The 24,035-nt window shown below is 65.0% G+C and carries 17 protein-coding genes; 8 read left to right on the top strand and 9 right to left on the bottom strand.

All coding sequences use genetic code 11. From position 1 onward, the window contains the following. Window positions 1–77: 77 nt before the first annotated feature. From FHW97_RS06035 to FHW97_RS06010, 6 genes are all read left to right on the top strand, one after another. A complete protein-coding gene (locus tag FHW97_RS06035) occupies window positions 78–2,969 on the top strand; it encodes a TonB-dependent siderophore receptor (protein ID WP_171798383.1) in 2,892 nt (963 codons plus the stop codon). Between the two features lie 143 nt (window positions 2,970–3,112). Further along, on the top strand, window positions 3,113–4,003 hold the full coding sequence (locus tag FHW97_RS06030) for a LysR family transcriptional regulator (protein ID WP_168350951.1): 891 nt from the start codon (window positions 3,113–3,115) through the stop codon (window positions 4,001–4,003). Further along, on the top strand, window positions 4,003–5,346 hold the full coding sequence (locus FHW97_RS06025; protein ID WP_171798382.1) for a CitMHS family transporter: 1,344 nt from the start codon (window positions 4,003–4,005) through the stop codon (window positions 5,344–5,346). The genes FHW97_RS06030 and FHW97_RS06025 overlap by 1 nt, the downstream gene beginning before the upstream one ends. A gap of 11 nt (window positions 5,347–5,357) precedes the next feature. Further along, window positions 5,358–6,683: an acyclic terpene utilization AtuA family protein gene (locus FHW97_RS06020; RefSeq protein ID WP_171798381.1), complete on the top strand. Its 1,326-nt coding sequence runs from the start codon at window positions 5,358–5,360 to the stop codon at window positions 6,681–6,683. Beyond that, on the top strand, window positions 6,683–6,991 hold the full coding sequence (locus tag FHW97_RS06015; RefSeq protein WP_171795918.1) for a hypothetical protein: 309 nt from the start codon (window positions 6,683–6,685) through the stop codon (window positions 6,989–6,991). The genes FHW97_RS06020 and FHW97_RS06015 overlap by 1 nt, the downstream gene beginning before the upstream one ends. Further along, entirely contained in the window at window positions 6,984–8,966 is a 1,983-nt protein-coding gene (locus FHW97_RS06010; protein ID WP_171798380.1) for an alpha/beta hydrolase domain-containing protein, read from the top strand. Before FHW97_RS06015 ends, FHW97_RS06010 begins: the two co-directional genes overlap by 8 nt. Before the next feature lie 79 nt (window positions 8,967–9,045). On the opposite strand, the gene FHW97_RS06005 is transcribed toward FHW97_RS06010, so the two are convergent. Both FHW97_RS06005 and FHW97_RS06000 read right to left on the bottom strand, forming a co-directional pair. Next, window positions 9,046–11,688: a TonB-dependent receptor gene (locus FHW97_RS06005; RefSeq protein WP_168350947.1), complete on the bottom strand. Its 2,643-nt coding sequence runs from the start codon at window positions 11,686–11,688 to the stop codon at window positions 9,046–9,048. A 93-nt stretch (window positions 11,689–11,781) separates the two neighbouring features. Then, window positions 11,782–14,253 carry an exo 1,3/1,4-beta-D-glucan glucohydrolase gene (locus FHW97_RS06000; protein ID WP_253941620.1) on the bottom strand — a complete coding sequence of 824 codons (2,472 nt, stop codon included), beginning with the start codon at window positions 14,251–14,253 and terminating at the stop codon, window positions 11,782–11,784. A gap of 227 nt (window positions 14,254–14,480) precedes the next feature. Between FHW97_RS06000 and FHW97_RS05995 the strand changes: the two genes are divergently transcribed. After that, window positions 14,481–15,488 (top strand): LacI family DNA-binding transcriptional regulator, encoded by a 1,008-nt coding sequence (locus FHW97_RS05995; RefSeq protein ID WP_309805731.1) that lies wholly within the window; start codon window positions 14,481–14,483, stop codon window positions 15,486–15,488. A gap of 22 nt (window positions 15,489–15,510) precedes the next feature. On the opposite strand, the gene FHW97_RS05990 is transcribed toward FHW97_RS05995, so the two are convergent. After that, a complete protein-coding gene (locus FHW97_RS05990; RefSeq protein WP_253941619.1) occupies window positions 15,511–16,773 on the bottom strand; it encodes a glycoside hydrolase family 6 protein in 1,263 nt (420 codons plus the stop codon). A gap of 104 nt (window positions 16,774–16,877) precedes the next feature. Continuing rightward, complete coding sequence (locus FHW97_RS05985) at window positions 16,878–18,704, bottom strand: tannase/feruloyl esterase family alpha/beta hydrolase (RefSeq protein ID WP_171798378.1); 1,827 nt, start codon at window positions 18,702–18,704, stop codon at window positions 16,878–16,880. Between the two features lie 119 nt (window positions 18,705–18,823). Here FHW97_RS05985 and FHW97_RS05980 point away from each other — a divergent pair, with 119 nt between their 5' ends. Beyond that, entirely contained in the window at window positions 18,824–19,240 is a 417-nt protein-coding gene (locus tag FHW97_RS05980) for a MarR family winged helix-turn-helix transcriptional regulator (RefSeq protein WP_171798377.1), read from the top strand. 45 nt (window positions 19,241–19,285) lie between these two features. On the opposite strand, the gene FHW97_RS05975 is transcribed toward FHW97_RS05980, so the two are convergent. From FHW97_RS05975 to FHW97_RS05955, 5 genes are all read right to left on the bottom strand, one after another. Next, window positions 19,286–21,589, bottom strand: a complete 2,304-nt coding sequence (locus tag FHW97_RS05975; protein ID WP_171798376.1) for a TonB-dependent receptor — start codon at window positions 21,587–21,589, stop codon at window positions 19,286–19,288. 286 nt (window positions 21,590–21,875) lie between these two features. Further along, window positions 21,876–22,145 (bottom strand): hypothetical protein, encoded by a 270-nt coding sequence (locus FHW97_RS05970; RefSeq protein ID WP_022676576.1) that lies wholly within the window; start codon window positions 22,143–22,145, stop codon window positions 21,876–21,878. Between the two features lie 67 nt (window positions 22,146–22,212). Beyond that, window positions 22,213–22,410, bottom strand: a complete 198-nt coding sequence (locus tag FHW97_RS05965; protein ID WP_171798375.1) for a hypothetical protein — start codon at window positions 22,408–22,410, stop codon at window positions 22,213–22,215. A gap of 141 nt (window positions 22,411–22,551) precedes the next feature. Continuing rightward, window positions 22,552–23,331, bottom strand: a complete 780-nt coding sequence (locus tag FHW97_RS05960; RefSeq protein ID WP_171798374.1) for a sulfite exporter TauE/SafE family protein — start codon at window positions 23,329–23,331, stop codon at window positions 22,552–22,554. A 2-nt stretch (window positions 23,332–23,333) separates the two neighbouring features. Next, on the bottom strand, window positions 23,334–23,858 hold the full coding sequence (locus tag FHW97_RS05955) for a rhodanese family protein (RefSeq protein WP_171798373.1): 525 nt from the start codon (window positions 23,856–23,858) through the stop codon (window positions 23,334–23,336). Window positions 23,859–24,035 lie beyond the last annotated feature (177 nt).

Below are 24,035 nucleotides of genomic sequence, written 5' to 3'. Positions count from 1 at the left end.
AATTGTATTTCACTTGATCGTGGCCGTCCGCCATTGCGCCTTCACAAGAAAACACCGCCATGGTGGGGAGAGCAACGATGGCACGCCGCGTTTTGCGGCGGCATCCCTGGCTGCGCCTCCCCGGCGATGGTGATCAGGAGGTGCACATGAAGGGCTATCACGGGATAAAGCACAATCTGCTCGTCGGCACGGCGTTCGCCATGGGCGTGATGGGCTGGCACGGCGCAGCAGCCGCGCAGGCAACGCCGCCTGCCGATCAACCCGCGCCGGAAGCCAAGCCGCAGGAAATCGTGGTGACCGGCTCCTACCTCGGCAATATCCGCCAGGAAAACCGCGCCTCGCCCATCCTCGCAGTCGACAATGCCGCGATCGCGCGCACTGGGTCGTCCTCGATCGGTGATCTCACCCGCTTCATCCCGCAGAACGTGGGCAGCACCGGCGGCTTGCAGGATCTGTCAAAGGGCGGCGCGGATACGCGCGACACCCGTTCGGCCAACCTACGCGGCCTGGGCGCCGGCTCCACGCTGGTGCTGCTCAACGGCCGCCGCGTGACGCCGCAGGCCGGTGACGATTATGTCAACCTCAACAGCCTGACGCCCGATATCGCCATCCAGCGGGTCGAGGTTCTGCTCGATGGCGCATCGTCCACTTATGGCGCCGATGCTGTGGCGGGCGTGTTCAACGTGTTGACCGACACCAAGTTCAACGGGTTCAAGACCAGCGCCCAGTTCACCAGCATCGCCGATTCCCCGGCGTGGAACGTCCAGGCGATGATGGGCGTGGGCAACGATCGCTTCCACACCGTACTTTCGGCGTCCTATCGGTTTCAGGACAATCTCCAGAATTCCGATCGCGCCGTCACCAATTTCTTCAATCCCACCGCGGCCGGCTATCCGGGCAGCTATCTGCTGACCGGCCGGCCGCTCACCGCCACCGGCGGCCACGTGGTGATCAACGGCAACGATTACACCGCGCTCTATGATGCCAACAAGTCGGCCACGGGCACGCTCAAGGTGGTTGATCCCAATTGCGGCGCCGACGGCACCAACAGCGTCTATTCCCCCACTGGCGGCGCGGCCTTTGGCCTTGGCAACTGCCTCTACAATTTCCAGCCGAAGAACCCGATCCGCCCGCGTGCGCGCAGCGTCAATATCCACAACGACACCACGTTCGAAATCAACGACGCCAATACGCTGTTTGCTGAACTCAGCTATTACCACCAGGATTCCGAGCGGTTTGGCGTGCCGTCCTATGCCCAGAACGCGGGCAACGCCACGATGCCGGCGTCCAACCCCTACAATCCCTTTGGCGTCGATGTGCTGTTCTATGGCCGGGCGATCGGGGCGCAGGGCTTTCCGGGCGGATACGAATATCGCGTGATGCGCGATACGGTGAACCAGCAGCACCACGTGCTCGGCGCGCGCGGCAATCTGGTCGGGCGCTGGAAGTACCTGGCGACGGCCACCTATTCCGCCTCGCAAACGATCGCCCGCGATCGCGATACCGATATGAACATGTTCCAGGCCGCGCTGCGCGGCTATGGCGGACCGAACTGCAACACCAACTTCCTGGGCGGTGGCAGCGGCGCTGTGCCCGGCAAGGGCAGCTGCCTCTATTACAGCCCGTTCCAGGCCAACCTGTCGCAGATGGATCCGTCGCTGATCTACAATCTGCAAAGCGATGTCTTCACCGATTTCAAGCGCGAATACTATATCGCCGAAGCGGTGGTGAATGGCCCGCTGGCCAGCATTGCCGGGCACGAGATCAACGTCGCGCTCGGCGCGCAGTATCGCCGCGAAAAATCGACCACCAACTATTCCGACCTGCTGCTGTCGGGCTATGGCGGGTTCCTCGGCAAGCACCTCAACACCGCGTTCTCGCGCGAGGTGAAGAGCGTGTTCGCCGAAGCCAATTACCAGCCGATCGACAGCCTGACGCTCAACGTGGCCGGCCGCTATGAAGATGCCGGTGGTTATAGCAAGGCCGTGCCCAAGGTGGCGGCCAACTGGCACCCGGTCGACTGGTTCTCGCTGCGCGGTTCCTACAGCAAGGCGTTCCAGGCGCCCTCGCTGGCCAACGGTTCCGCCTCGCTGATCGGCACCAACGTGGTCAACGTCACCGATCCGGTCGATGGCACCACTTCGTTCCGCACGATCCAGACCTACGGCAATCCCAACCTCAAGCCGCAGTCGTCCACGGTCTATAACCTGGGCGCCACCTTCGTGCCGACGCGCGGCGCGCGGTTCTCGATCGATTACTGGAAGTATCAGTTCAACAACCAGATTTCGACGCAGAACCCGCAGCAGGTGGTCAATACCGCGCCCAACGGCGCCGCGGTGCTGCGCGACCCGCTGACCGGCACGCTGCAATCGGTGGTCGTCACCAGCTTCAACGCGCCCAGCGGCACCAAGACATCGGGCATCGACATTCAGGGCCAGTATGCGTTTGACGCTGGCCAACTGCATCTCACGCTGCGCGACACGCTGACCTATCTGCTGGCCTACGATGTCGACACCGGCATTCTGCGCCGCGATGCCAATGGCAACATCACCGGCTCGGTGGTCTATGATGGCGTGGGCTATCGCAACGCGTTCGTGCAGTCGCCCACCTCGTCCTCGGCCGCGCCGCGCTGGCGCAGCGTGGCTGGCATCGATGCCGGCTATGGCCCGCACACCCTGTCTTTGACCTGGCGCTATACCGCCGGCGTGAAGGATGATTACGGGCAAAGCCTCAACACCTCGGGCACCGGCGCCGTCGTTCCCGCCGTGACTACCAAGGTCAGCGCGTTTTCGGTGTTCGATGCGCAATACAGCCTGAACTTTGGCCACGACTATCGCTATGCGCTGACGCTGGGGATGATCAACATCTTCAACACCGCGCCCGGCTTTGCCAAGTACAACGGCTATCTGCCCTCGATCGCCGATCCGTTCGGGCGGCAGGTCTACGCCCGCATCGCGGCGCGCTTCTGATCGTGAGTGGCGGGTTTCCACACGTGGCGCCAGTGCCGGCAGGGGCCAAGCGCACCTGCCGGCTGGACGCCGGGCGTGGCGCCCGCCACCATGCGCCTGCTGCCCAGACCTATCGGCGGCTCCCTCTGGCGCACAGGTTTCGCATGGCCCGCACTCCCAGTCTTTCCACCCTGCGCCAGTTTCGCATACTGGCCCAGACGGCGAACTTCAGCCGCGCGGCCGAACTTGCCCATGTCTCGCAGCCGGCGCTCTCGCGCACCATCCGGCTGCTGGAAGAAGACCTTGGCGCCCGCTTGTTTGACCGCAACCGCCGCCATGTGTCGCTGACGCAGGCCGGCGAAGACCTGCTCCGCCTGACACAGCGCCTGATCGCCGATTTCGACGATGCCTTTGATCTCCTGGGCCAGACGCTGTCGGGCCAGCGTGGCCGCATTGCCCTGGGCGTGCTGCCATCTTACGCCGTGGGCGATCTGCCCGCCGTGCTCAGCCGCTTTCGTGAGGCTTGGCCGGGCGTCGATGTGACCGTGCGCGAAGGACTGGCGGGGACCATCTATCAACAGCTGCGCGAGCGGCTGATCGATCTCGCGGTGATGACCCCACCCGATGACGCGGCTGAGGATTTCACCTTTCTGCCCTTGTTCACAGACCCTTGCGCCCTGGTCTGCCGCGCCGGGCATGCACCGGCCGATCCCGGCTGGCACAGCTTTGCCGATGCCCCGTTCATTGCGATGGCCCCCACCAGCAGCGTGCGCCAGATCACCGATGCCGCGTTTGCTCGCGCCGGACTGGCGCCGCGGCCACTGTATGAATGCACGCAGCCCGCCACGCTGGGCGCCTTTATCGCCGCAGGGCTGGGCATCAGCGCGCTTCCGCTGTCCTGCCGGCCGATGGTTGGCGCGCACGATCTGGAATGGCACCTGCTGGATGACAGCGCCGCCGATCGCGTGATCGGCATTGCGCATCTTTCCGCGCGCAGCCCCTCGCCTGCGGCCCAGAACATGCTGCGCGTGCTCTCGGCCAAGGGGGCGTGCTGATGCTGGCCGCTGTTGCTTTGCCGCCAGCCGCCCTCGCACTGGGCGCACTGGCCATCATCGGTGTCATGCTGGCCGTCATCCTGACGAACCGACTATCCCCGCTCGCAGCGATGATCCTGGTGCCGGTGATCGGCGCGGCAGCGCTGGGCCTGGGCGCCGGCGTGCCGGGCTGGATTCTGGCCGGCGTCACCAAGATTGCCCCGGTTGCCGGCATGTTCGTGTTTGCGATCCTGTTCTTCGGGGTGGTCAGCGATGCTGGCCTGCTGGCGCCGCTGGTTGGCGGCGTGCTGCGCCTGGTGGGGCGCAAGCCGTCGCGGATCACCATGGGCACGGCCTTGCTGGCCTTGCTGATCCATCTCGATGGCTCTGGCGCGGTCTGCTTCCTGATCACCGTGCCGGCGATGCTGCCGCTTTACGATCAACTGGGCATGGACCGCCGCGTGCTGGCCTGCTGCGCCTCGCTTGCCGCCGGGGTCAATTTCCTGCCCTGGACAGGGCCGACACTGCGCGCCAGCGCGGCGCTGCACATTCCCACGGTGCAGATCTTCACGCCGATGCTGCCGGTTCAACTGGTTGGCCTGGTGTTCGTATTCGGCGCGGCGTGGTGGATGGGCCGGCGGGAAGAACGCCGCCTCGCTGCCATGCCTCAGGCGCAAGACCTGCCCGCTGGCGCCGTGGCGGCTGGCCCGGTGGCAAGCGGCCCTGGCGCCGATCCGCTGCATCGCCCGCGCCTGTTCTGGCTCAACCTGGCCATCACGCTGGCAGTCATCGGCCTGATGGTCGGCGGCGTGGCCGAACCGGCCGTGATCTTCATGGTCGCCTTTGCCCTGGTGCTGACGATCAACTATCCCAACGCCGAAGAACAGCGCGCCCGGATCGAGGCCCATGCCCGCCCGGCAATGATGATGGCCGGCGTGTTGTTTGCCGCTGGCGCCTTTACCGGGATCATGAACGGCGCGGGATTGATCCACGCTCTGGCGCAATCCAGCGTGGCCCTGGTGCCGCCCGGCATGGGCCGCAGCCTGCCGCTGCTGGTGGCGGTCACCAGCATGCCGCTCAGCGTCGTATTCGATCCTGACAGCTTTTACTTCGGGGTTCTGCCGGTGGTGGCGCAAGTGGCTGGCCATTTTGGCGTGCCGCCCGTGCAGGTGGCGCAGGCGGCGCTGCTGGGCATGCATACCGTTGGCTTTCCGATCAGCCCATTGACCCCAGCAACATTCCTGGTCGCAGGCCTGAGCCGCATCGACCTCGGCGCGCATCAGCGTTTTGCCTTTCCCTGGCTGCTGGGCGCCACCCTGGTGATGACACTGGCAGCGCTGGCCATCGGCCTGATCGGCCTATGAGTGAGACACGCATGAAAACCATACGCATCGGTGCCGGTGCCGGCTTTGCCGGGGATCGGATCGAGCCGGCCGTTGAACTGGTCGAACAAGGCGAACTCGATTTCCTGTGCTTTGAATGCCTGGCCGAACGCACTATCGCGCTGGCGCAATTGGCGCGACAGCGCGACCCGGCCGCCGGCTATGATCCCCGGCTAGAGCGGCGCATGCGCGCCGTGCTGGGGCCGGCCATGGCGCGCGGTGTGCGCATCGTGTCCAACATGGGCGCGGCCAACCCGCTCGCCGCCATGGAAGCCGCGCTCGCCGTCGCGCGTGAGCAGGGCCTGACCGGCATCCGCATGGCGGCAGTGCTGGGTGACGATGTGCTCGCCAGCATCGCGGGCGAAGACCTCCCCCTGCTGGACCGCGACGGATCGCTGTCCGATCTCAAGCCGATTTCGGCCAACGCCTATCTCGGCGCGTTTCCCATTGCCCAGGCGCTGGCCGAAGGGGCGCAAGTGATCTTCACCGGGCGGGTGTGCGACCCTGCGCTGTTTCTCGGGCCGATGATTCATGCATTCGGCTGGGCCGAAGACGATTGGACGCGGCTGGCAGGCGGCACTGCCATCGGCCATCTGCTGGAATGCGCTGGCCAGCTGACCGGCGGCTATTTCGCCGATCCCGGCTACAACGATGTGCCGGGCCTGGCCCGCCTGGGCTTCCCGCTGGCTGAAGTGAACGAAGATGGCACGGCCATGCTCACCAAGGTTGCCGGCACGGGTGGGCGCCTTTCGCTCGCCAATGCGCGGGAACAGGCGATGTACGAAATTCTCGATCCGGCCCGCTATCTTCAGGCCGATGTGGTGGCAGACTTCACCACGCTGAACCTGGCCGAGGCCGGCCCCGATCGCATTGCCGTATCGGGCGCAACCGGCCACCCCCGCCCCGAAAGCCTCAAGGTATCGGTCGGTTATCGTGACGGCTTCATTGGCGAAGGGCAGATCAGCTACGCCGGGCCCGGCGCCGTGGCGCGCGGCCAGCTGGCGCTCGATATCGTGGCCGAGCGGGTGGCGATGCAGCGCCTGGCGGTGGATGATATCCGCTATGACCTGATCGGCGTGAATGCCGTCAATGCCACCGGCCGCGCGCCCGAACCGGCCGAAGTGCGCGCGCGCGTTGCCGCCCGCTGCGCCGACAGCGCCACCGCCGCCGAAATCGGCGCCGAGGTCGAGGCGCTCTATCTCAATGGCCCGTCGGGTGGCGGGGGCGTGACCACCACCCTGCGCGAAGTGGTCGCGGTTGCCTCCGTCCTCGTTCCGCGCGGCGCGGTTGCGCCCTCCATCGTTCATGGAGTGAGTTGATGCGACTTCGTGATCTGGCCCACGCCCGCACGGGCGACAAGGGTGATACCTCGCAGATCTGCGTGTTTGCCCGCGGCCCGGCGCAGTTCAGCCAGTTGGAGCGCGCGCTGACGACTGAGCGGGTTGCCGCCCATCTTGCCGCGCTGCGCCCGCGCCGGATCGAACGGTTCGTGCTGCCCAACTTTCAGGCCGTGAATTTCGTGCTGCATGGCGTGCTTTCGGGCGGCGTCACCCGCTCCCTCGCGCTCGATGCCCATGGCAAGACGCTGGGCGCGCAACTGCTGGATATGGAGATCGACGATGCGTAGGATCTGCTTGCTGGGCGGGGCTGCCCTGCTCGCCCTGGCCACCGGCGCGCAGGCGCGGGTTACCGCCATCCATATCGAGACGCGCACCCCCGCGCCCACCAAGCCGGGCGAGCGCCCCTACGAGATCATCACCGGGACATTCGATGGTGATCTTTCGCCAACGCGCGATGCAATCATCACCGACATTGCCCAAGGCCCGCGCCAGGCCAACGGCCGCGTTGCCTACAGCGCCACGTTTGCCATCGCCCGCCCCCTGGCGCGCGGCAGCGGCGTGCTGTTCTACGACGTGCCCAACCGCGGCAATGGCAAAGTGGCCCCCGATGAAGATGGCCACATCCGCGTGATCAGCGGCTGGCAGGGTGACCTGGCGCCCGCACCCGGCCTGCAAACCGCCACCGTGCCCGTGGCCAAGGGCCTGACCGGGCCGGCGCTGGCCCGCGTGACCGATCTTTCCGGCAGCACCTGGGGCCTGACCGGCGGGATCGGCCGCCCCGTACCGCGCCCGCTTCCGGTCGATCTCGATCCCGCGCACGCGAGGCTCTATCGCCAGGCCAGCGACGCTGCGCCGCTGGAGCCGATTGCTCCCAGCCAATGGGCCTTTGCCGATTGCCGCACCACGCCGTTTCCCGGCACGCCCGATCCCGCGCGCATCTGCCTCAAAGGCGGCTTTGACCCGGCGCTTGCCTATACGCTGGTCTATCAGGCGCGCGATCCGCTGGTTCTGGGTATCGGCTTTGCCGCCACGCGCGATCTGGTCAGCTTCCTGCGCCATGCGGCCGCCGACGACCATGGCACGCCCAATCCGCTTGCCGGCCAGGTGCGCTGGAGCGTGGTCAGCGGCACCTCGCAATCGGGCAATTTCGTCAAGAGCTTCATCAACCTGGGCTTCAACCAGGATGAAGTGGGCCATCGCGTGTTCGACGGTGCCAATCCCAACATCGCGGCACGCCAGGTGCCGCTCAACCTGCGCTTTGCCGTGCCGGGCGGGGCCGCAACCCTGTTCGAGCCGGGCAGCGAAGGCACCTTGTGGTGGAGCCGCTATGCCGATCGGGTGCGCGGCCGGGGCACGCACAGCCTGCTCGATCGCTGCACGGCAACACAAACCTGCCCCAAGATCATGGAAACGTTCGGTTCCACCGAACTTTGGGGCCTACGCCTGTCGCCTGCTCTGGTCGGCACTGATGCCCGCGCCGATGTGCCGATCCCGGCCAATGTGCGGCGTTACTACTTCCCTGGCGTGACCCATGGCGGTTCCTACACCGGCGGCATCTCGCTCGATGGTGACAAGCCCTGGCCCGGCGCGCCGGTCTGCGCCCTGCCCAACAATCCCAATCCATCGCTGCCGACGATGCGCGCGCTGATGAAGCGGCTGGTGGCATGGGTCAGCACTGGCCGCGCGCCGCCGCCCAGCCAGTATCCCACCCTGGCCCGTGGCGATCTTGTCCCGCCCCATGCCGCCGCCATGCACTGGCCCGCCATCCCCGGCGCGCCGGTGCCGGACGGCAAGATGAACGATCTGCTCGATTACGATTACGGCCCCGGGTTCGACTATCCCGATCTGTCTGGCGTGATCACGCAGCAGCCACCCGCCATTCGCCGCACCATCCCCTCGCTTGTCCCGCGCGTGGACCGCGATGGCAACGAAACCGGCGGCGGCGTCCCCTCGGTGCAGCATCTCGTGCCACTGGGCACTTACCTTGGCTGGAACGTGCTGGCCAAGGGATATGGCGCCGGCGGTCCCTGCGGCTTTGCCGGTGGGTTCATTCCCTTTGCCGCAACCAAGGCAGAACGCCTCGCCAAGGGCGATCCGCGCCTGTCGCTGGAAGAACGCTATGGCAGCCACGCCGGCTTTGTCGCGCGGGTCCGGTCCGTTGCGGCGCAGCGCGTGCGGCAAGGCTGGCTGCTGCCCGACGATGCCGCGCACCTGGTAGCCGAAGCAGAAGCCAGCGCGGTGCTGTCGTCAGGCTCGCGATAAACGCTGGCACCATTCTGCTCGCAAAAAGGCCCGGCCTGCCGTGTGGCAAGCCGGGCCTCTTGCTGCGCTTAGAACCCGATCAGAACGTCAGGCGCAGACGCGCGCCATAGGTGCGGGCGTCGTTGAGGAAGCGAATGTTGAGCGCGGAGCCCGCCAGTTCCTTTTGCGACGCCTGAACGTTGAGCAGGTTGCTGGCCCATGCCTCGATCCGCACGTTGTTGACCTGGTAGCCTGCGCCCAGGTTCAGCGTGACAAAGCCGGGCTGACGGTCCGGGAAGCCGGCTTGGAGCGCGGTCTGGCGCGTGCCGTTCAGGAACACGACGTCCTTGTTGTTGAACTGCGTCAGATAATAGGCCGAGCGATAGTTGGCCAGAACCTGCCAATCGAAGCGGCCACGACCCAGGTCGATCCACTGCGCGATATGCGCGCTGACGTTGACCTTGGAGGCCAGCGGCAGCTGGTTGCCGACCAGGCTGATCAGCGGCGACTTGCCACCCGCGCTGTTGTCCAGCGCGCGCACGTCCGCGACTTCGCCATTGGTGATGCGGGTATCGAGGTAAGCCGCATTCACGTCGACCGAGAAGTGGTAGGGCAGCGCCACGCGAAATTCGGCTTCGGCGCCGAACAGGCGCGAGGCGCCGATGTTGCGGTTGACCAGCGAATAGCCGTTGCAGACGTTGGGCGTCTGCGTGGTGTCGAGGTTGATGCAGGTCAGGTCCTGAAAGACCTGGTCCTTGTAATCGTAATAGAAGCCGGTGAGGTTGAACACCGCGCGGCGGCCCATCACGTCAAACGTGTTGCGGCTGCCAACTTCGTACACGATCAGCTTTTCCGGGCGATAGGTTTCCGGCACGGTCGAACCGTTGAAGCTGTCGTTGAAACCGCCCGCCTTGTGGCCGGTTGAAACCTTGCCATAGACCATGTGGCCGGTGCTCAGGTCATACTCGAAACCAAGGCGCCAATCGGCATACTTGAATGCAGCGCTGCCCACCTGCTGGCCGGGGATGGTCAGGTTGGCATAGCTGAAACCGCCGTTGGTGTTCGTCGGGCAGGTGACAAAGCCGTTGTCAATATCAGGCCGGGTAAAGCAGTTGCCGGCCGGATTGGTGCCATTGGCGATGGCGCCGATCTGGTTGATCAGCGTATCGCGCGCACCGGGCGAGGCGATGCCCTGGATCAGGAACTGCGCCATGCCCTGCGGGGTGTTGATCTTGGACACATCGAAGTTCGGACGGCTGAGCAGGGCCGGCACAAAGCCTTCGGTGCCAAGGCGCGTGGCGAGACAGCAGGCATAGTTGGCGCCGCCCAGCGTCAGCGCCCAGTTGCCGCCGATGCCATAGCGCGACTTGCTTTCCTCGGTATAGCGGATGCCGCCCAGAACGCGCAGGCGATCAGCCACGTCATAGGTGCCGTCGGCATAGAACGCATGGCTCTTGCCGCGCACGTCAGGCATAGTGAATTCGGTGCCCGAATAGCAGCAATAGCCGCGATCGGCGAGCGCGAGATAGCCAACCTGCTGGTCTTCGTTGAAATAGAACGCGCCCAGGTTCCAGCGGAAACGCTGGCCCTTCTTGGCAAAGACGCGCAGTTCGAACACTTCGCTCTGCGACTTGGTTTGCCAGAAGTTGCCCGAAAAATTGTCGTACTGCTCGGTCGCCAGGTTGCGGCCGGGGTAATCGATGCCATCGCTCGACGCGTTGACCTGGTTGAAATCGACCGAGCGGTAGCTGCCGGTCAGTTCCATGCCGACCTTGTCGAAATCATAGGCGATCTTGCCTTGCACGCCCCACAGTTCGTTGGTCATCTTGCCCTGGAGCCCGCGATAGACCACGCGGCGCAGGTCCAGGTCGCTGGCTGTCAGGCCAGTGGCTTCAACCGCGCTGTAGATGTTGGCGCCCGGATAGCCGGTGCCGGTTTCCTTGCCATAGTCGCCGATCACCGAAATGGTCAGGCGGCTGGTCGGCTCCCACAGCATCGACAGGCGGCCGGCATAGTTCTCTTCCAGACCAGCGGGCTTGAGGCCAATCGCCGGTGCGCCGGTCGAGACATTGCGGAAACCATAGTCGCGGTTAACGTAATAGCCTGCCGCGCGGATCGCGAAGTTCGACGCAATCGGAATATTGACCGCGCCTTCGGCGGCATAGGAATTGCGGTTGCCGAATTCGGCCTGGATATAGCCGGAATAGCTGTCAAACTTCGGCTTGGCGGTAATGATGTTGAGCGTACCGGCCAGCGCATTGCGGCCATAAAGCGTGCCCTGCGGCCCCTTGTTCACTTCCACCCGTTCAAGGTCATAGAACATCAGGCCCAGGCCGCGCGGGCGCGGAATGTAGGTGCCGTTGAGGTGCGGCGCAGCGCCGGGATCGCCCAGTTCGGTGTTGTTGGCCGAGCCGACGCCGCGGATGAAGATTTCGACATTGCCTTCTTGGTTGGCAATGCTCAGCCCCGGTACGGCCTGCTGCAACTGGCGCAGTTCGACAATGCCGTCCTTGCGCAGCTGGTCCGAGCCCAGCGCCTGGACCACGCCGGAAACATCCTGCAGGTTCTGTTCGCGGCGGTTGGCGGTGACGATGATGTCGCCCGGACCATCCTTGGGCTGCGCAGCCGCTGCCGGCTTGGCGGCCGACTGATCAGCGGGCGCTTCCTGCGCCAGGGCCGGCGCTGCCGCGCAAGTCGAAAGCAGCGCCAGCACCATGCTGCGCTTCCAGATTCCCCTGTTCATGTATTCCTCTCCTGACTGGATGGCGATTGAATGAAATGTCGATTGGTTCATGGGTCTTGGACCGGTGCCGCGCCGCTCCCTGGCGCGGCGCGGTCAGTTGCAGGTCAGCACCGGCCCGACCGGCGATACGATCCGCGCTGACGATAGCGTGACAGTCATCGCGCCACTGGTGGACAGCGCGATCGGCACGGTCACCTTGCTCATGTCCACGCCGGCCTTTTCAAAGCAGTGCAGCGGAATGGCGAGGCGCGACCACTGGCCAGCCTGCACCGCTTTGAACACGCTGCCGACCGGGAAGCCGCCGCCGCACTTTTCACCGCTGCATTGCATCAGCAGGCTCACATCGGCCGTGGGTGCCGCATCGATGCGGAATTCCAGCTCGACAGCGAGGCCGCCATTGCTCTCGCGCGTCAGATTGACCGGCGTATCCCCGGCAATCGCCGCCATGGCGGGGCCAGCGCCGGTCCAGTGCAGCCGCACCGAATCCTCTTGCGCGTGGTGATCGGCGGGGCGCGCATCGATCAATTCCGGGCCAGGATTGGTGGACAGCGCCCCGGGCGCCCCCAGTAGCAACTGCCGCCCTGCGCCGGGACGTCCGGCGGCGTACAGGACGCCGGGATCAGCCGCCGCGACCGTAGCGCGCGCTTCGGGCAACGGTGCCAGATCGCCGGGCTGACCATATTTCAGGCCAAAGCCATAGGGGAACAGCGGATTGTAATCCTTGTCACCCACGTTGACGGCGGTCTGGTCGCTCGAACGCGGCCAGCTATAGGGCAAGGTGCCGCGAAAATCGGCCTTGCCGAACAATACGTCGGCAATGCCGCCGCCTTCGGAACCCGGCAGCCATGCTGCGACAAAGGCATCGGCGGCATTGAGGAACGGGTTTACCCACATCGCCCGGCCCGACAGGAACACCGCCACCGTCGGCACGCCGGCGCCCTTGAGGCGGCGCAGCAAGGCCAGGCTGCGTGCATCGTCAAAGCCGACATCGGGGCGATCGCCCTGGAATTCGGCATAGGGGTCTTCGCCAAAGACCACGATGGCCACGTCAGGCTTTTTGGTAAAGCTGCCGTCGGCCGAAAGCGTGGCCGAACCGCCCGCCGCCTTTACCTCTTCGGCAATGCCAGACCAGATCGATTGGGCATGGGGGAAATCGGCCGGCTTGGTTCCGGTGCCCTGCCAGCTCAAGGTCCAGCCGCCGGTCTGCTTGGTCAGGTTATCGGCGCCATCGCCCGCCACCAGGACATTGGACATGGGCTTCAAGGGCAGCAACTGCCCGGCGTTCTTGAGCAGCACCAGCGATTCCCGCACGGCCTGGCGCGCGACGGCGCGATGCTCCGCGCTGCCCAGCAGGTCGAACTGGCCGCCAAAGGGGCGGCTCGACGGCTTGCCGGCCTCAAACAGGCCGGCGCGCAGCTTGACGCGCAGGACGCGCCGCACGGCATCATCGAGCCGCGCCATGGGCAGCGAGCCATCGCGCGCATGGGCCAGCGTGCTTTGCCACAGCGCTTTCCAGCTATCGGGCGCCATATACATGTCGAGGCCGGCCTTGGCGGCCTGGACGCAATCGGTGGCGGTGCAGCCGCTCACCTGGGCATGGCCGTTCCAATCGCCCACCAGAAAGCCGTCAAAGCCCCAGCGCTGCTTCATCACGCCGGTCAGCAGCGACTGGTTGCCGTGCATCTTGGTGCCGTTCCAGCTGGAAAAGCTGACCATGACCGACTGCACCCCGGCATTAAGCGCGGGAATGTAAGGCGCACTGAAGGTGTTGATCAGGCCAGCCTCGGAAATCCGCGTATCGCCCTGGTCCTTGCCGCCATAGGTGCCGCCATCGCCCAGAAAATGCTTGGCTGTGGCGATGATGTGCGGGCCGCGTAGCCAGTCCTTGTCACCGATCTTGCCTTGCAGCCCTTCGATCAGCGGAGCGGCATAGGAGGCGGCGATCTCCGGCGCCTCGCCAAAGCCTTCATAGGTGCGGCCCCAGCGATCATCGCGCACGATCGCCAGCGTCGGGGCGAAAGTCCAGTCCAGCCCGGTAACGCGCATTTCCTTGGCCGTGACCGCGCCGATGCTGCGCAGCAATTCCGGGTCGCGCGCGGCGCCCAGGCCGATGTTGTGCGGGAAAAGCGTTGCGCCGACCACGTTGTTGTGGCCGTGGACGGCATCGCTGCCCCACATGATGGGAATGCGCGGCAGGTTGCCGCTGGGCACCATCGACGCTTCGTAAAACGCATCGGCCAGCGCCAGCCAGTCCTTGGCCGGCGCGTTGTAGCGCCCGCCCGGATCGGAATTGCCGCCGTTCAACACCGAACCGAGATGATAGCGGCGTACGTCCTCGGGCGTGGTGCTGGCAATGTCGCCCTGCACGATCTGCCCGACTTTCTGTTCCAGCGACATGGCAGCGAGCAATTGGTCGATTCGCTTTTCCATCGCCGGGTCCGGCGCAATGCGCTGGTCACGCTTTGGCCACAGTTCCGGATGGGCCACGCCGGCGCCGTCGGCAGCCGCTGCCTGTTGCGCATGGGCGGCCGGCACGAGTGCCGCAACCATCGCCACAGATGCCATCCGCAGCGCCAAGCCCTTGCGTCCCCTCACTCCCATGAAACCCCTCCTGATGTCGTACCGGCCCTGCTGCGCGGAACTGACAACGTTTACCGTCTTCCTGACAACGTTTACCGTCGGACATCGACAGAAGTCAAGAGACCCGCTAAGAAACCCGTCGCTCCCAAAGGTACCGATTGGACAGCAGCAGCACGGAGGCCCACATTTCCAGGCGTACGACGATCATCGATGTGGCCAAGATGTCCGGCGTTTCGCCCAAAACGGTCTCTCGCGCACTCAATGACGAACCGCATGTCAGCGCGCGCGTTCGGCAACTGGTCAAGGATGCGGCCGCCAAGCTCGACTATCACCCGAATCTGACCGCGCAGAGCCTGATCGCGCGGCGTAGCTTCCTGATCGGGCTGACCTATGAACGGCCGAGCCCGAGCTACGTGGTCGATCTTCAAAACGGCGCGCTGGATCGGATGCACAACGGGCGTTACCGGCTGGTGGTGCTGCCGTTCAACCACGCGTCGGAACGGCCAGAGGAACTGGGCAAACTGCTGCTGCGCACGGGCTTGGACGGCGTGCTCTTGGCGCCGCCAGCCTGCGATCAAATCGAACTGCTCGACCTGCTCGATCGCCAAGGGTTGCCCTATGCGCGGATCACCCCGCAAAAGGATCTTGCACGCGGGATCGTCATCACCATGGATGAAGTCGCCGCCGGGCAGGCCGTGGCGTCACACGTGCTGGACATGGGCCACAGCCGCGTGGGGATCATCCTGGGTGACCCGGCGCACGCCGCCAGCCTCGCCCGCCTGGAAGGGTATCGCCGCGCCTTTGCCGAGCACGGCAAAATCCTGGACGAGAATCTGATCGTGACCGGCGATTTCACCTATGCTGTGGGCTATGATGCCGCGCTCGATCTCTTGCGGCGCGATCCGGCACCGACTGCGATTCTGGCGCAGAACGACGACATGGCCGCCGCCGCGCTCGCGGCCGCGCGCGCGCTGGGGCTTGCCGTGCCCGATGACCTGTCGATCGCCGGATTTGACGATTCGGAAGTGTCGCGCACCGCTTGGCCGCAATTGACCACGGTGCATCAACCCGTCAGCGCGATGGCCTGGGATGCGGCCGACCGGCTGATCGCCCGGCTCGATGCCACGCCCGATGGCCCCACCCTCGACCAGCGCCACGAGCATGCCCATGCGCTGCTGGTGCGCGGCTCAACCGCGCCACCGCCTGCTCACCACGATTAGCCCACTTCCACGCCCCGCGCGCCTATTCCACGCCGGGACGCGCCAGCGTAATCAGCTCGCGCGCCTGCTGCGCAAACCACGCGCCGGCTGCCGGCGCAACCATGCCCCGTTCGGGATCGCCTGGCCCGGCGGTGCCACGATAGCACTGGCCATCGGATTCACCGGGAATCTTGATCCACAGGAAAGCGTCGATGTACGGATCGTCGCTGGCCAGGGTCGGCCGGCGGCCCAGCCCGCGTTCGGGCGGGTTGCACCACACCTCTGCATCGCGATAGCGCCCGGGCTTGGGCACCCATCCGCCCTGGCCATTGCGGCTGGTATCGAGCACGGCATGCTTTTGCGCCTGCGGATCGCGTTTCAGGTGCAGGCGCCAGAACAAGGTATCATAGGCGGCGTCCACATCCGCCCAGGCGCCCGGATAGTCGCGCGCGCCGGTGATCGGCGTGCCAGGGCACTCGCGCGGGCTGAGGCCCCCTTGCGAGACCAACGCCATGCAGTCGCTGACCCAGCGGGCGTACCGCTTGAGCCGGGTATCGCTCTCATAGTTCGACACGTTGAGGAAGAACCCCCGCGCCTTGCCTGCGTCGGCCATCAGGAGGCGCGCGGCAATTTCGCCGGGGGCCAGCCAGCTGCTGCCGCCACCGTCCATGTAGAGCTGCACACCCGGCAAGGCCGAAAGCACTGCCGAAGCATCGCGCAATTGGCGATAGCGTTCGACCGTTGCCTTGGCATCCATGCCAGCCGGCCGGCAGCTTTCCGGCTGCCCATTCAACGTGGTGTTCCAAGGGATCACGCCCAAGCCGTCCGGCTCAAGGATGACGATGGCACGGCCGCTGCCGATGCCAGCGGCAAGACCGCGAACCCAGGCGGCATAAGCCGCGCTGTCTGCCGCTCCGCCGGCGGAATAGAGCGCGCAATCCCGGAACGGAATATTGTATGCCACCAACACCGGTATCGCGCCCTTCGCGGCGGCGTCGCTCACCAGTTTGTGCGCCTCTGCCTGCACCTCTTCGGGGGTGCCGCTGGTCAGCCACGTGCCAGTGGGGAAGCGCGCGATCAGGCGCGCGTCCTGCTCCGCCTGTCCGGTCAGCCCCTTGGCCGCCCGCACAACGGTGCTGTCGGGATTGACGTAGAGCGGCTGGTTCGAACCATGCGCCATGGTGCTGCCACCCAGCACCATGGCAAGCGAGGCAGCAAGCAGCGCCCGCGCGCCGATACTTTGGGCGCGGCGGCGAAGAGAGGCATTGGAGTGGAAACCCATGTCTGCTCCGATAAACGAGGTCATGGCCGAGTGATACAAACCTAACGCACGACTGACAACGTTTTCCGTCACACTTTAGCCAGGTACATTGGGCTCGATGTTGCGCAGCAAATCCCCGGTCGTCGCCGTTACCGGCAGACTGACGAAGCCGCGCTTTCGCTGTTGCCTGCGCGTGCATGCGGCCATTGCGGATAGGGGCACAGCAGGCGGGTGCGCCCTGGCCACGGGCTGTCCTCACCGGCCGTGGCGGTGATCGCCTGCGGCGCAATACCCTTTTCGCGCCAAGCGACCAGCGACAAGAAGATATCGAACCGATCGGTTGCCGGGCCACCGCGCCCGTGGTTCATGCCCGGAACCGCGTAAAAACGGATGAAGCGTGCAGAGTTGCCGTGCTCATGCCTGTCCACTGCGGACAGCCAGCGGATCGTATCGAGCACCGAAAACACCGGATCGCTGACACCGTGGAACACGATGATCTTGCCGCCACGCCGATAGAACGGCGAAAGATCGGTTGCGTCAGCGTGCATGAAATCCACCGGCGCTTCGTGCAATGTACCCCATTCGACATGCGCTGCGCGATAGGCCTCGTCAATGTCTGCGCTCAGCGCATAGCGGGTCAGCGAGGTGACATCGGCCGCTACGTCGAGCGGCGGCGAGCGGAAGACTGCGGAATTGGTAGGCGCGCCCAGGCGCAGCAAGGCACCGTTGTTGATGGGTGAGGCATACCCCCCCATTTTCCAGATCCGCCAACCCTGCGTCACGCCATGGGCCGTAGCTGCACCAATGCCGGCATCCCACGCCCATTCAGAATAGATCGGCTTGCCATCACGGGTGCGCGGCCCACCCATCACCTTGCGCAGCGCCGCAACCTGCATCGGCAGCAGGCACGCGGCAGTCTTGCGTGCCGGATCGTCGCTTGGGCAGGTGATCTTGGCCAGTTCGGGCACGACTCGCGCCGTGGTGCATGCGGTAAAATGCTCGATCATGCCATCGCTGCGCCCGTCGAGCGCATCGCAGGCCTTGAGAATAGCGCCCTGCGCCAAGAGAATGTCCTGATCGCTCATCGCCTTGTTGATGAGCGGCAGGCCGTCGCTACCCACCTGCCCCATGGCCTTGGCCACGGTGGCAAATGCCTGGCCATCCCACAGTTGTGCGATGGACGCATGGGCCAGATGAAAGCCCGGATACCCGATCAGCGCGGCATCGAATTCCTGCGGGAAACGCTGCACCGCCATCATCGCTTCCTGGCCGCCCTTGGAGCCGCCAACGAAATAGGTGAACGCTGGCGCGCGGCGATAATAGGCCTGGATCAAGGCCTTGCCCGCCTGTACCACCGGGCCGATGTAGCCAAAGCCATAGTTGTGCCGCGCCAGCGCGTCATGGCCGAACGTCACGATACCCTGGCGCGCCGGATCGTTGTTGACCGCGTTATCATGCCCGGAATCTGACGAAACGACGGCATAGCCCTGTGCCAATGCGGTCACGCCCGGCTGGCTGGAAAAGCCGCCCGTCGCATCGCCCAGGTTGCCATCAGACCCACCGCCGCCCTGGAACACAAAGCGGCCGTTCCACGCGGCGGGCAGACGCACGTGAAACTTGATCGCATAGATTTGCCCATTGGCACCGGCGCGTTCCTGCAGCTTGCCGATTACTTCGCAATGCGCCGGCATTGCCGGGATCGCAGCAGCCGGGCGGGCGCCATCCGCCACCGGCATCTCCTGTGCCGTAGCCGCACGAAAGACGGCCAGCGACAGCGTGGTGGATGCATCGGGAAACGTGGCTTTGGCCAAGGCGGCACAGTCCTGTACGGAAGGGGCCTGTGCGGAAGGGGCTTGTGCGGAAGGAGCCTGCGTGGACTGGGCCTGCGTGGACTGGGCCTGCGCCGCACGCGCTGGGCCGATCCCGGCGAGCAGAATTGCCAAGGTCAACGGGGCCATCGCCAGATTGTGCTTCATCGCCACTCCTTTGCTCGGTGCTTGATCGCCATCGCGTTATGCTAAATAACATGCCTTGTGCGGGGCAAATTCCGCCGCTCCGCTTGCCCAGGCGGCATCAGATCGAGATGGACATTTCCATGGACAATCCGTTTCTTGCCTATCCCGGCTATCTTCTGCGCCGCGCCGCCAGCAGCCGCCTGGCCCAACTTTCGCAGCATCTCGAACCCATGGGCGTGGGCGTATCGGAAGCCTCGATCCTGGTGCTGATCGGCCGCAATCCAGGACTGTCACAAGCCGAATGCGGGCGCCTGCTGTCGATCAAGCGCCCCAATCTCAACCCGATCATCCGCCGCTTTGTGGAACGGGGACTGGTCGTGACCGGGCCGGGCCGCGGCCGCATCCAGACTTTGCACCTCAGCCCAGCCGGAACAAACCTGGCCGAACGCATCGTGGCAGAATTTTCCGCCCATGAAGCGCGCATCTATGCCGCGGTGCCAGAGCATCTCAAGGCCGAACTGGTGCCTTTGCTGCGGGCATTGTGGTGCCCGCCATGATGCTTTCCCGGCAGGGCAAGCGCCCCGCCGGGAAGAGACGCACCATCAGAACGTCTTGCTGAAGCGCACGCCATATTCGCGCGGCGCGCCATAGAGTTCGTTCTTGCCGTTCTGCCCGGCGACATAGAACTTGTTGGCCAAGTTGGTGCCATAGACCTCGGCCTTGAAGCCACCCATGTCGAGCGTGATGCTGCCCTGGAGCAACCCGCGCGCCGCGATCAGGTCGGTAGCCGCCTGATAGGTGGGATAGGCCCACTGCGACCCGATGTAGGCATAGCCCAGGCGCGGGGTCAGCGTGCGTTCACCACCCAGGTCGATGCGATAGGCGGCTGACACGTTCCACGTCCACTTCGGGCTGTAGAGGTTCGGCCCGCCCGACGTGCTCGTGATCACATAGTTGAAGCAGCCGTTGCCGACCGTGCCCGGCGTGCCTGCCGGATTGCATTGCGGCGTGCTTACACCAGCCGGGATCGCCCACTTGTTGACGAGCGAGAGCGCGCTGAGCGAACTGTCGACGAACGACAGGCCGCCATCTACCGACAGGGCATCGAACTTGCCCTGGAAGCTGGCCTCAAACCCCTTGATGTCGGAGTTGGCGAGATTGACCACGCCGCTCTGGCCCGACAGCGGATTGATCACGTCCATCTGGAAGTTGTTGTACTTCATGTAGAACGCGCCGATCTGCGTCTTCAACCGGCGGTCGAAGAAGCTGGATTTCCAGCCCGCTTCATAGTCCCACACCGTTTCCGGGCGGAAGCTGCCGCCCGGCGGGTTGATGCCGCCATTCTTGTAACCGCGCGCGGCAAAGACGAACAGCAGGTTGTCGGCATCGGGCTTGAAGTTGAGCGCGAGCTTGCCGGTCATGCGGCCATCGCCCTCGTTGCCGGTCTGCGGCACCAGCACCGAGGCACCGACCGGCGGCACCGTCATCACCTGGGTGATGGTGGAGCCCGGCGCGGCGCGATAGACCGCCCCAAAGCCATCGACGTGGAAATGCGAATAGCGCAAACCGGCATCGACCGAGAACTTGGGCGCCAACTGATAGCTGGCCTGCCCGAATACGCCCAGCAACACCTTGTTGGTCATCGGCTGGGGCAGCGTGGTGAACGCGCCATTGGTGCTGTTCCAGTTGCGCAGATCAATCTTGTTGCGCTGCGCATAGCCGCCCAGCACATACTTGAATGCGCCGCTGTCGGGCGAGATGATGTTGATTTCCTGGCTGTAAACGCGCTCGCGCACGTTGTTGGCGCCAACCACCTGGTTCTGCACCTTGCCCAGCGCAGCCAGTGCGGGATAGCTGGCCCAGTTGGTGGGGTTGATCGAGGTGGCGTCGGTTTCCGACACAGCCGCCAGGCGCTTGTTCTGATAGGCCGTGACCGAGCGCAGCGTCAGCCCGCCATCGAACTGGTACTTCGCTTCCAGCATCGTGGTGAAGGCACGCTCGAAGTTGGCGACCGGCGAGTCATAGCTCACCGTCCAGGGCGTGTTGGTGCGGCCCACGACATAGGGATTGTTGGCCAGCGTGGTGTTGATCGGCTGCAGCGCAAAACCGCCGGTGCGACGCTGCACCGCCTCAACCTTCAAGTTGGCCTGAAACCCGCCAAGCTTCCACAGCGCCTGCACGCGGCCATCGATTTCGTTGAGCCGTTCTGGCTGGTTCTTGGCCGGCCCGATATCCTTGAACCAGGCATCATGGCGATTGAACAGGCCAGAAGCACGGATGGCGAAGTTATCACCCACCGGCAGGTTCAGCGCGCCGTTGATGCCGGCATTGTTGTAATTGCCGTAATTGGCGCTGGCATAGCCACCCAGCTTGCCCAGCTGCGGACGCTGCGTGGTGAGGTAGACGGCGCCACCGGTGGAATTGGCACCCGACAGCGTGCCCTGCGGCCCGCGCAGCACTTCCGCGCCAGCCATGTCGTAGAACTGCCCGTTTGACACGATCGGGGTCTGGAACACGCCATCGATATAGGTGGCGACGCCGTTGGTTACCTGCGGCGAAGCGGAAGCAAGCCCGATGCCGCGAATGTTGAAGCTGTCGGTGATGCCGGAACGCGAAATGGTAATGCCGGGCGCGGCGGTCTGCAAATCCAGCGCACGGGTCACGCGCTTTTCGGTCAGGGCGTCGCCCGAAAGTGCGGTCACCGCGATATTGACGCTCTGCACGCTTTCACGACGGCGCTGCGCGGTGACGACGATGTCCTTGACGTCGGGATCGCTCGGGGCAGCGGAAGCCGGCGCAGCGGCTGGCTGCTCCGGCGCGTCGGCAGCGAACGCCGGGATCTTGCAAAGGGCCGAGGTGCCCAGCAAAGCGCACGCCAGCCAAGGTTTCACTCGATATGCAGTCATTTTCCCTCTCCAAACCTGCAACGCGTTTCGCGCCATCAAGTTATGTTATATAACATATTATAGTGATGATCCAGAGGCTCATTGGAGCGCCCGCAAGAGATTTTCAGCTGTGGCTGCTTGGCAACACCGTCGAAAGCCAGCCCTCAATTGACTGGGAGCAGGCTTCGCGATTCCTTCGACCGGCGGCTGATCCCGATTCCAAGCAGTGCCGCATCACGCATAAAGTCAGCCTGTTCAGATACATGAGCTGGACTACAGCAGTTGCCCCCAGGCACCAGCGGTTCTTTCACGAACTGGCGACGGGCCAGAACAGGATTGCCGTGCCGTCCCGGGTGACCAGGCGCGAGCCCTGGTTGTAATAGTCGATCGCGATTGGCAGGCCGAACAGCCGTCGCATCAGCGCATAGCCGGGCATGATCTCGAGCTTGGCCCGCTCGGCCAGCAGCCGGTGCCAGTCCGTCTCGGTCAACCACCAGCGCACGGGTTGAAATTCGTCAGCCCTTCCCCGTGCCGCCGTGCCATGGAAGAGGTATTCGGCGCGCTCGAGAATGCTCATGCGGCCAGTTCCACACCGCGCGTGTACCAGGCAGTGCCTGCCCCGGCCACACGGGACTGCAGACGCGTCACGACGATCGACTGCGCGTTCTGAGCGCCTGCACGAAAAGCAGTCCGGCCGCGCCAGCAACCAAGATGGCACTGCCGCGCCCTGCAAAGGCGATAGCCGCATCGGCAGCCGGCCGGGCGTGCGCCGCCATCACCAGCGCAACGATGAACAAGGCCATGCCCGATGCCAGCATGGCCGCAACGGTGCGTCTGATCATGGCAGTTGGCTCCGATTTCAGGCGAGCCAGTGTACGGACCAGCCAGAACGCCTGCTACCGCTATTGCCGAAGGTCATCGCGCTTTGGCCCAAAATCGACGGGCAAAATGCGATGGTGCGAACCGCTATGGAACAGCGCCGGTCAGAGCGAGGACAGCGTCACATAGGTGCCCACCGCGATGACCACGGCGGCAAACCCGCGCTCTAGCAGCCCCTTGTGCGTACCGATGATCTTGCCGAGCGCGATGCCCGCCATCGTACCGATGACGCCACCGGCAATCAGCAATGCCGTCACGTTCCAATCCACCAGCCCTGACATGGCGTAGGATGCCGCAGTGGTGAAGCCCAGCGCGCTGACCACGGCGAGCGACGTGCCGATGGCAAGCGGCAGCGGCATGGCGGTGGCCAGAATCAGCCCCGGCACGATCAGAAACCCGCCGCCAATGCCAAAAAAACCTGCAGCCAGGCCAACCGCAAAGCCAATCGGAACCAGGCGCGGCAACAGCTTTGCCGCGCTTTCGAGGGTCAGCCGCACGTCGGGCGCCTCCTGCCCACGCCGCTTGCGCAACATCAACAGGCCCACGCCGATCATCAACAGCCCGAACAGCACCAGCAACCGTTTGCCGTCAACAGCCTTGCCCAGTTCGGCACCCAATGCCGCGCCAGCCATGCCCGACAGGGCAAAGACGCTGGCACAGCGCCACTTCACACGCCCGCCGCGCGCATGACCGACCAAACTGGCCAGCGCATTGACGGTGACAGCGACAGCGGCGGTGCCGATGGCGGCGTGCGGCGAACCAATCCGCACGACATAGACCAACAGCGGCACGGCCAGAATCGATCCCCCTCCCCCGACCAGGCCAAGGATCAGACCGATCACGCCGCCCGACAGGAGCGCTGCGAGGACAGTGGCGGAGTGCATGATCACCGCAAGACACCAGCCCGCCGGTTCCATGGCATCACCCGCAGCAGATGGGCCATGCCGCACCATCCCGTCACGCCGGCAAACATCAGCCCTGCGCCCACGAACGCCGACAGCGCGAAAAAGCCCGGCGCGACGAGCCCGCCAAGCAGCACCCCGGCCAGCACCAGCGCGCCCGCGGTAATCTGCACCTGGCGCATGATCTCCAGCGGCTGCGCCCGGTCGATCACCGTAGGGTGGCCAGCCTGCCGCCAGGCGTCGATCCCGCCGCCAAGAATGAAGGCAGGCGCGCCCCCGGCTGCGGCGGCGAGCTGGGCTGCATTGGCGGCAGTCCGCATTGCTGACTTGCAGTGGAACACGACTGGCCGATCGTCCCGCGGCAGATCGCCGATGCGGTCCAGCGGGATGTTGACGGCACCGGGAATACGCTCGCGCGCGTGTTCATCGGCGCCGCGCACATCGATCAGACGCGCGCCAGTATCGATCGCGGCGCGGGCATCTAGGGGGGAAAGGTTGGCAAGCGTCATCGCATCACTCCTTGCAGCATCAGCCGGCGTGCATTGCCGAGCGCCCCGAGCGTATCGACGACTGGCCTGGCCTTGGTCTCGAACGTCGCCAGATCCATTGCGGGTTTGAGCATCAGCGCCGTTCCATTAGATATTGCTAAAGTAGCATCTCCCAATATATTAGCAAGGGCTAACGGA

The sequence above is a fragment of the Novosphingobium sp. SG754 genome (genome assembly GCF_013149315.1).
In the GTDB taxonomy this organism is placed as follows: Bacteria; Pseudomonadota; Alphaproteobacteria; order Sphingomonadales; family Sphingomonadaceae; genus Novosphingobium; species Novosphingobium capsulatum.
The sequence above is the reverse complement of the archived record's forward strand: the minus strand, read 5'-3'. Positions and strand labels throughout refer to the sequence as shown.

Coding starts and splice junctions, on each gene's coding strand:
- FHW97_RS05985 (WP_171798378.1), bottom strand. CDS start 18,704: ATGAAGCACAATCTGGCGATGGCCCCGTTGACCTTGGCAATTCTGCTC.
- FHW97_RS06010 (WP_171798380.1), top strand. CDS start 6,984: ATGCGTAGGATCTGCTTGCTGGGCGGGGCTGCCCTGCTCGCCCTGGCC.
- FHW97_RS06035 (WP_171798383.1), top strand. CDS start 78: ATGGCACGCCGCGTTTTGCGGCGGCATCCCTGGCTGCGCCTCCCCGGC.
- FHW97_RS05955 (WP_171798373.1), bottom strand. CDS start 23,858: ATGACGCTTGCCAACCTTTCCCCCCTAGATGCCCGCGCCGCGATCGAT.
- FHW97_RS05960 (WP_171798374.1), bottom strand. CDS start 23,331: ATGCACTCCGCCACTGTCCTCGCAGCGCTCCTGTCGGGCGGCGTGATC.
- FHW97_RS05965 (WP_171798375.1), bottom strand. CDS start 22,410: ATGATCAGACGCACCGTTGCGGCCATGCTGGCATCGGGCATGGCCTTG.
- FHW97_RS05980 (WP_171798377.1), top strand. CDS start 18,824: ATGGACAATCCGTTTCTTGCCTATCCCGGCTATCTTCTGCGCCGCGCC.
- FHW97_RS05975 (WP_171798376.1), bottom strand. CDS start 21,589: ATGACTGCATATCGAGTGAAACCTTGGCTGGCGTGCGCTTTGCTGGGC.
- FHW97_RS06005 (WP_168350947.1), bottom strand. CDS start 11,688: ATGAACAGGGGAATCTGGAAGCGCAGCATGGTGCTGGCGCTGCTTTCG.
- FHW97_RS06030 (WP_168350951.1), top strand. CDS start 3,113: ATGGCCCGCACTCCCAGTCTTTCCACCCTGCGCCAGTTTCGCATACTG.
- FHW97_RS05970 (WP_022676576.1), bottom strand. CDS start 22,145: ATGAGCATTCTCGAGCGCGCCGAATACCTCTTCCATGGCACGGCGGCA.
- FHW97_RS06015 (WP_171795918.1), top strand. CDS start 6,683: ATGCGACTTCGTGATCTGGCCCACGCCCGCACGGGCGACAAGGGTGAT.
- FHW97_RS06025 (WP_171798382.1), top strand. CDS start 4,003: ATGCTGGCCGCTGTTGCTTTGCCGCCAGCCGCCCTCGCACTGGGCGCA.
- FHW97_RS06020 (WP_171798381.1), top strand. CDS start 5,358: ATGAAAACCATACGCATCGGTGCCGGTGCCGGCTTTGCCGGGGATCGG.
- FHW97_RS05990 (WP_253941619.1), bottom strand. CDS start 16,773: ATGACCTCGTTTATCGGAGCAGACATGGGTTTCCACTCCAATGCCTCT.
- FHW97_RS06000 (WP_253941620.1), bottom strand. CDS start 14,253: ATGGCATCTGTGGCGATGGTTGCGGCACTCGTGCCGGCCGCCCATGCG.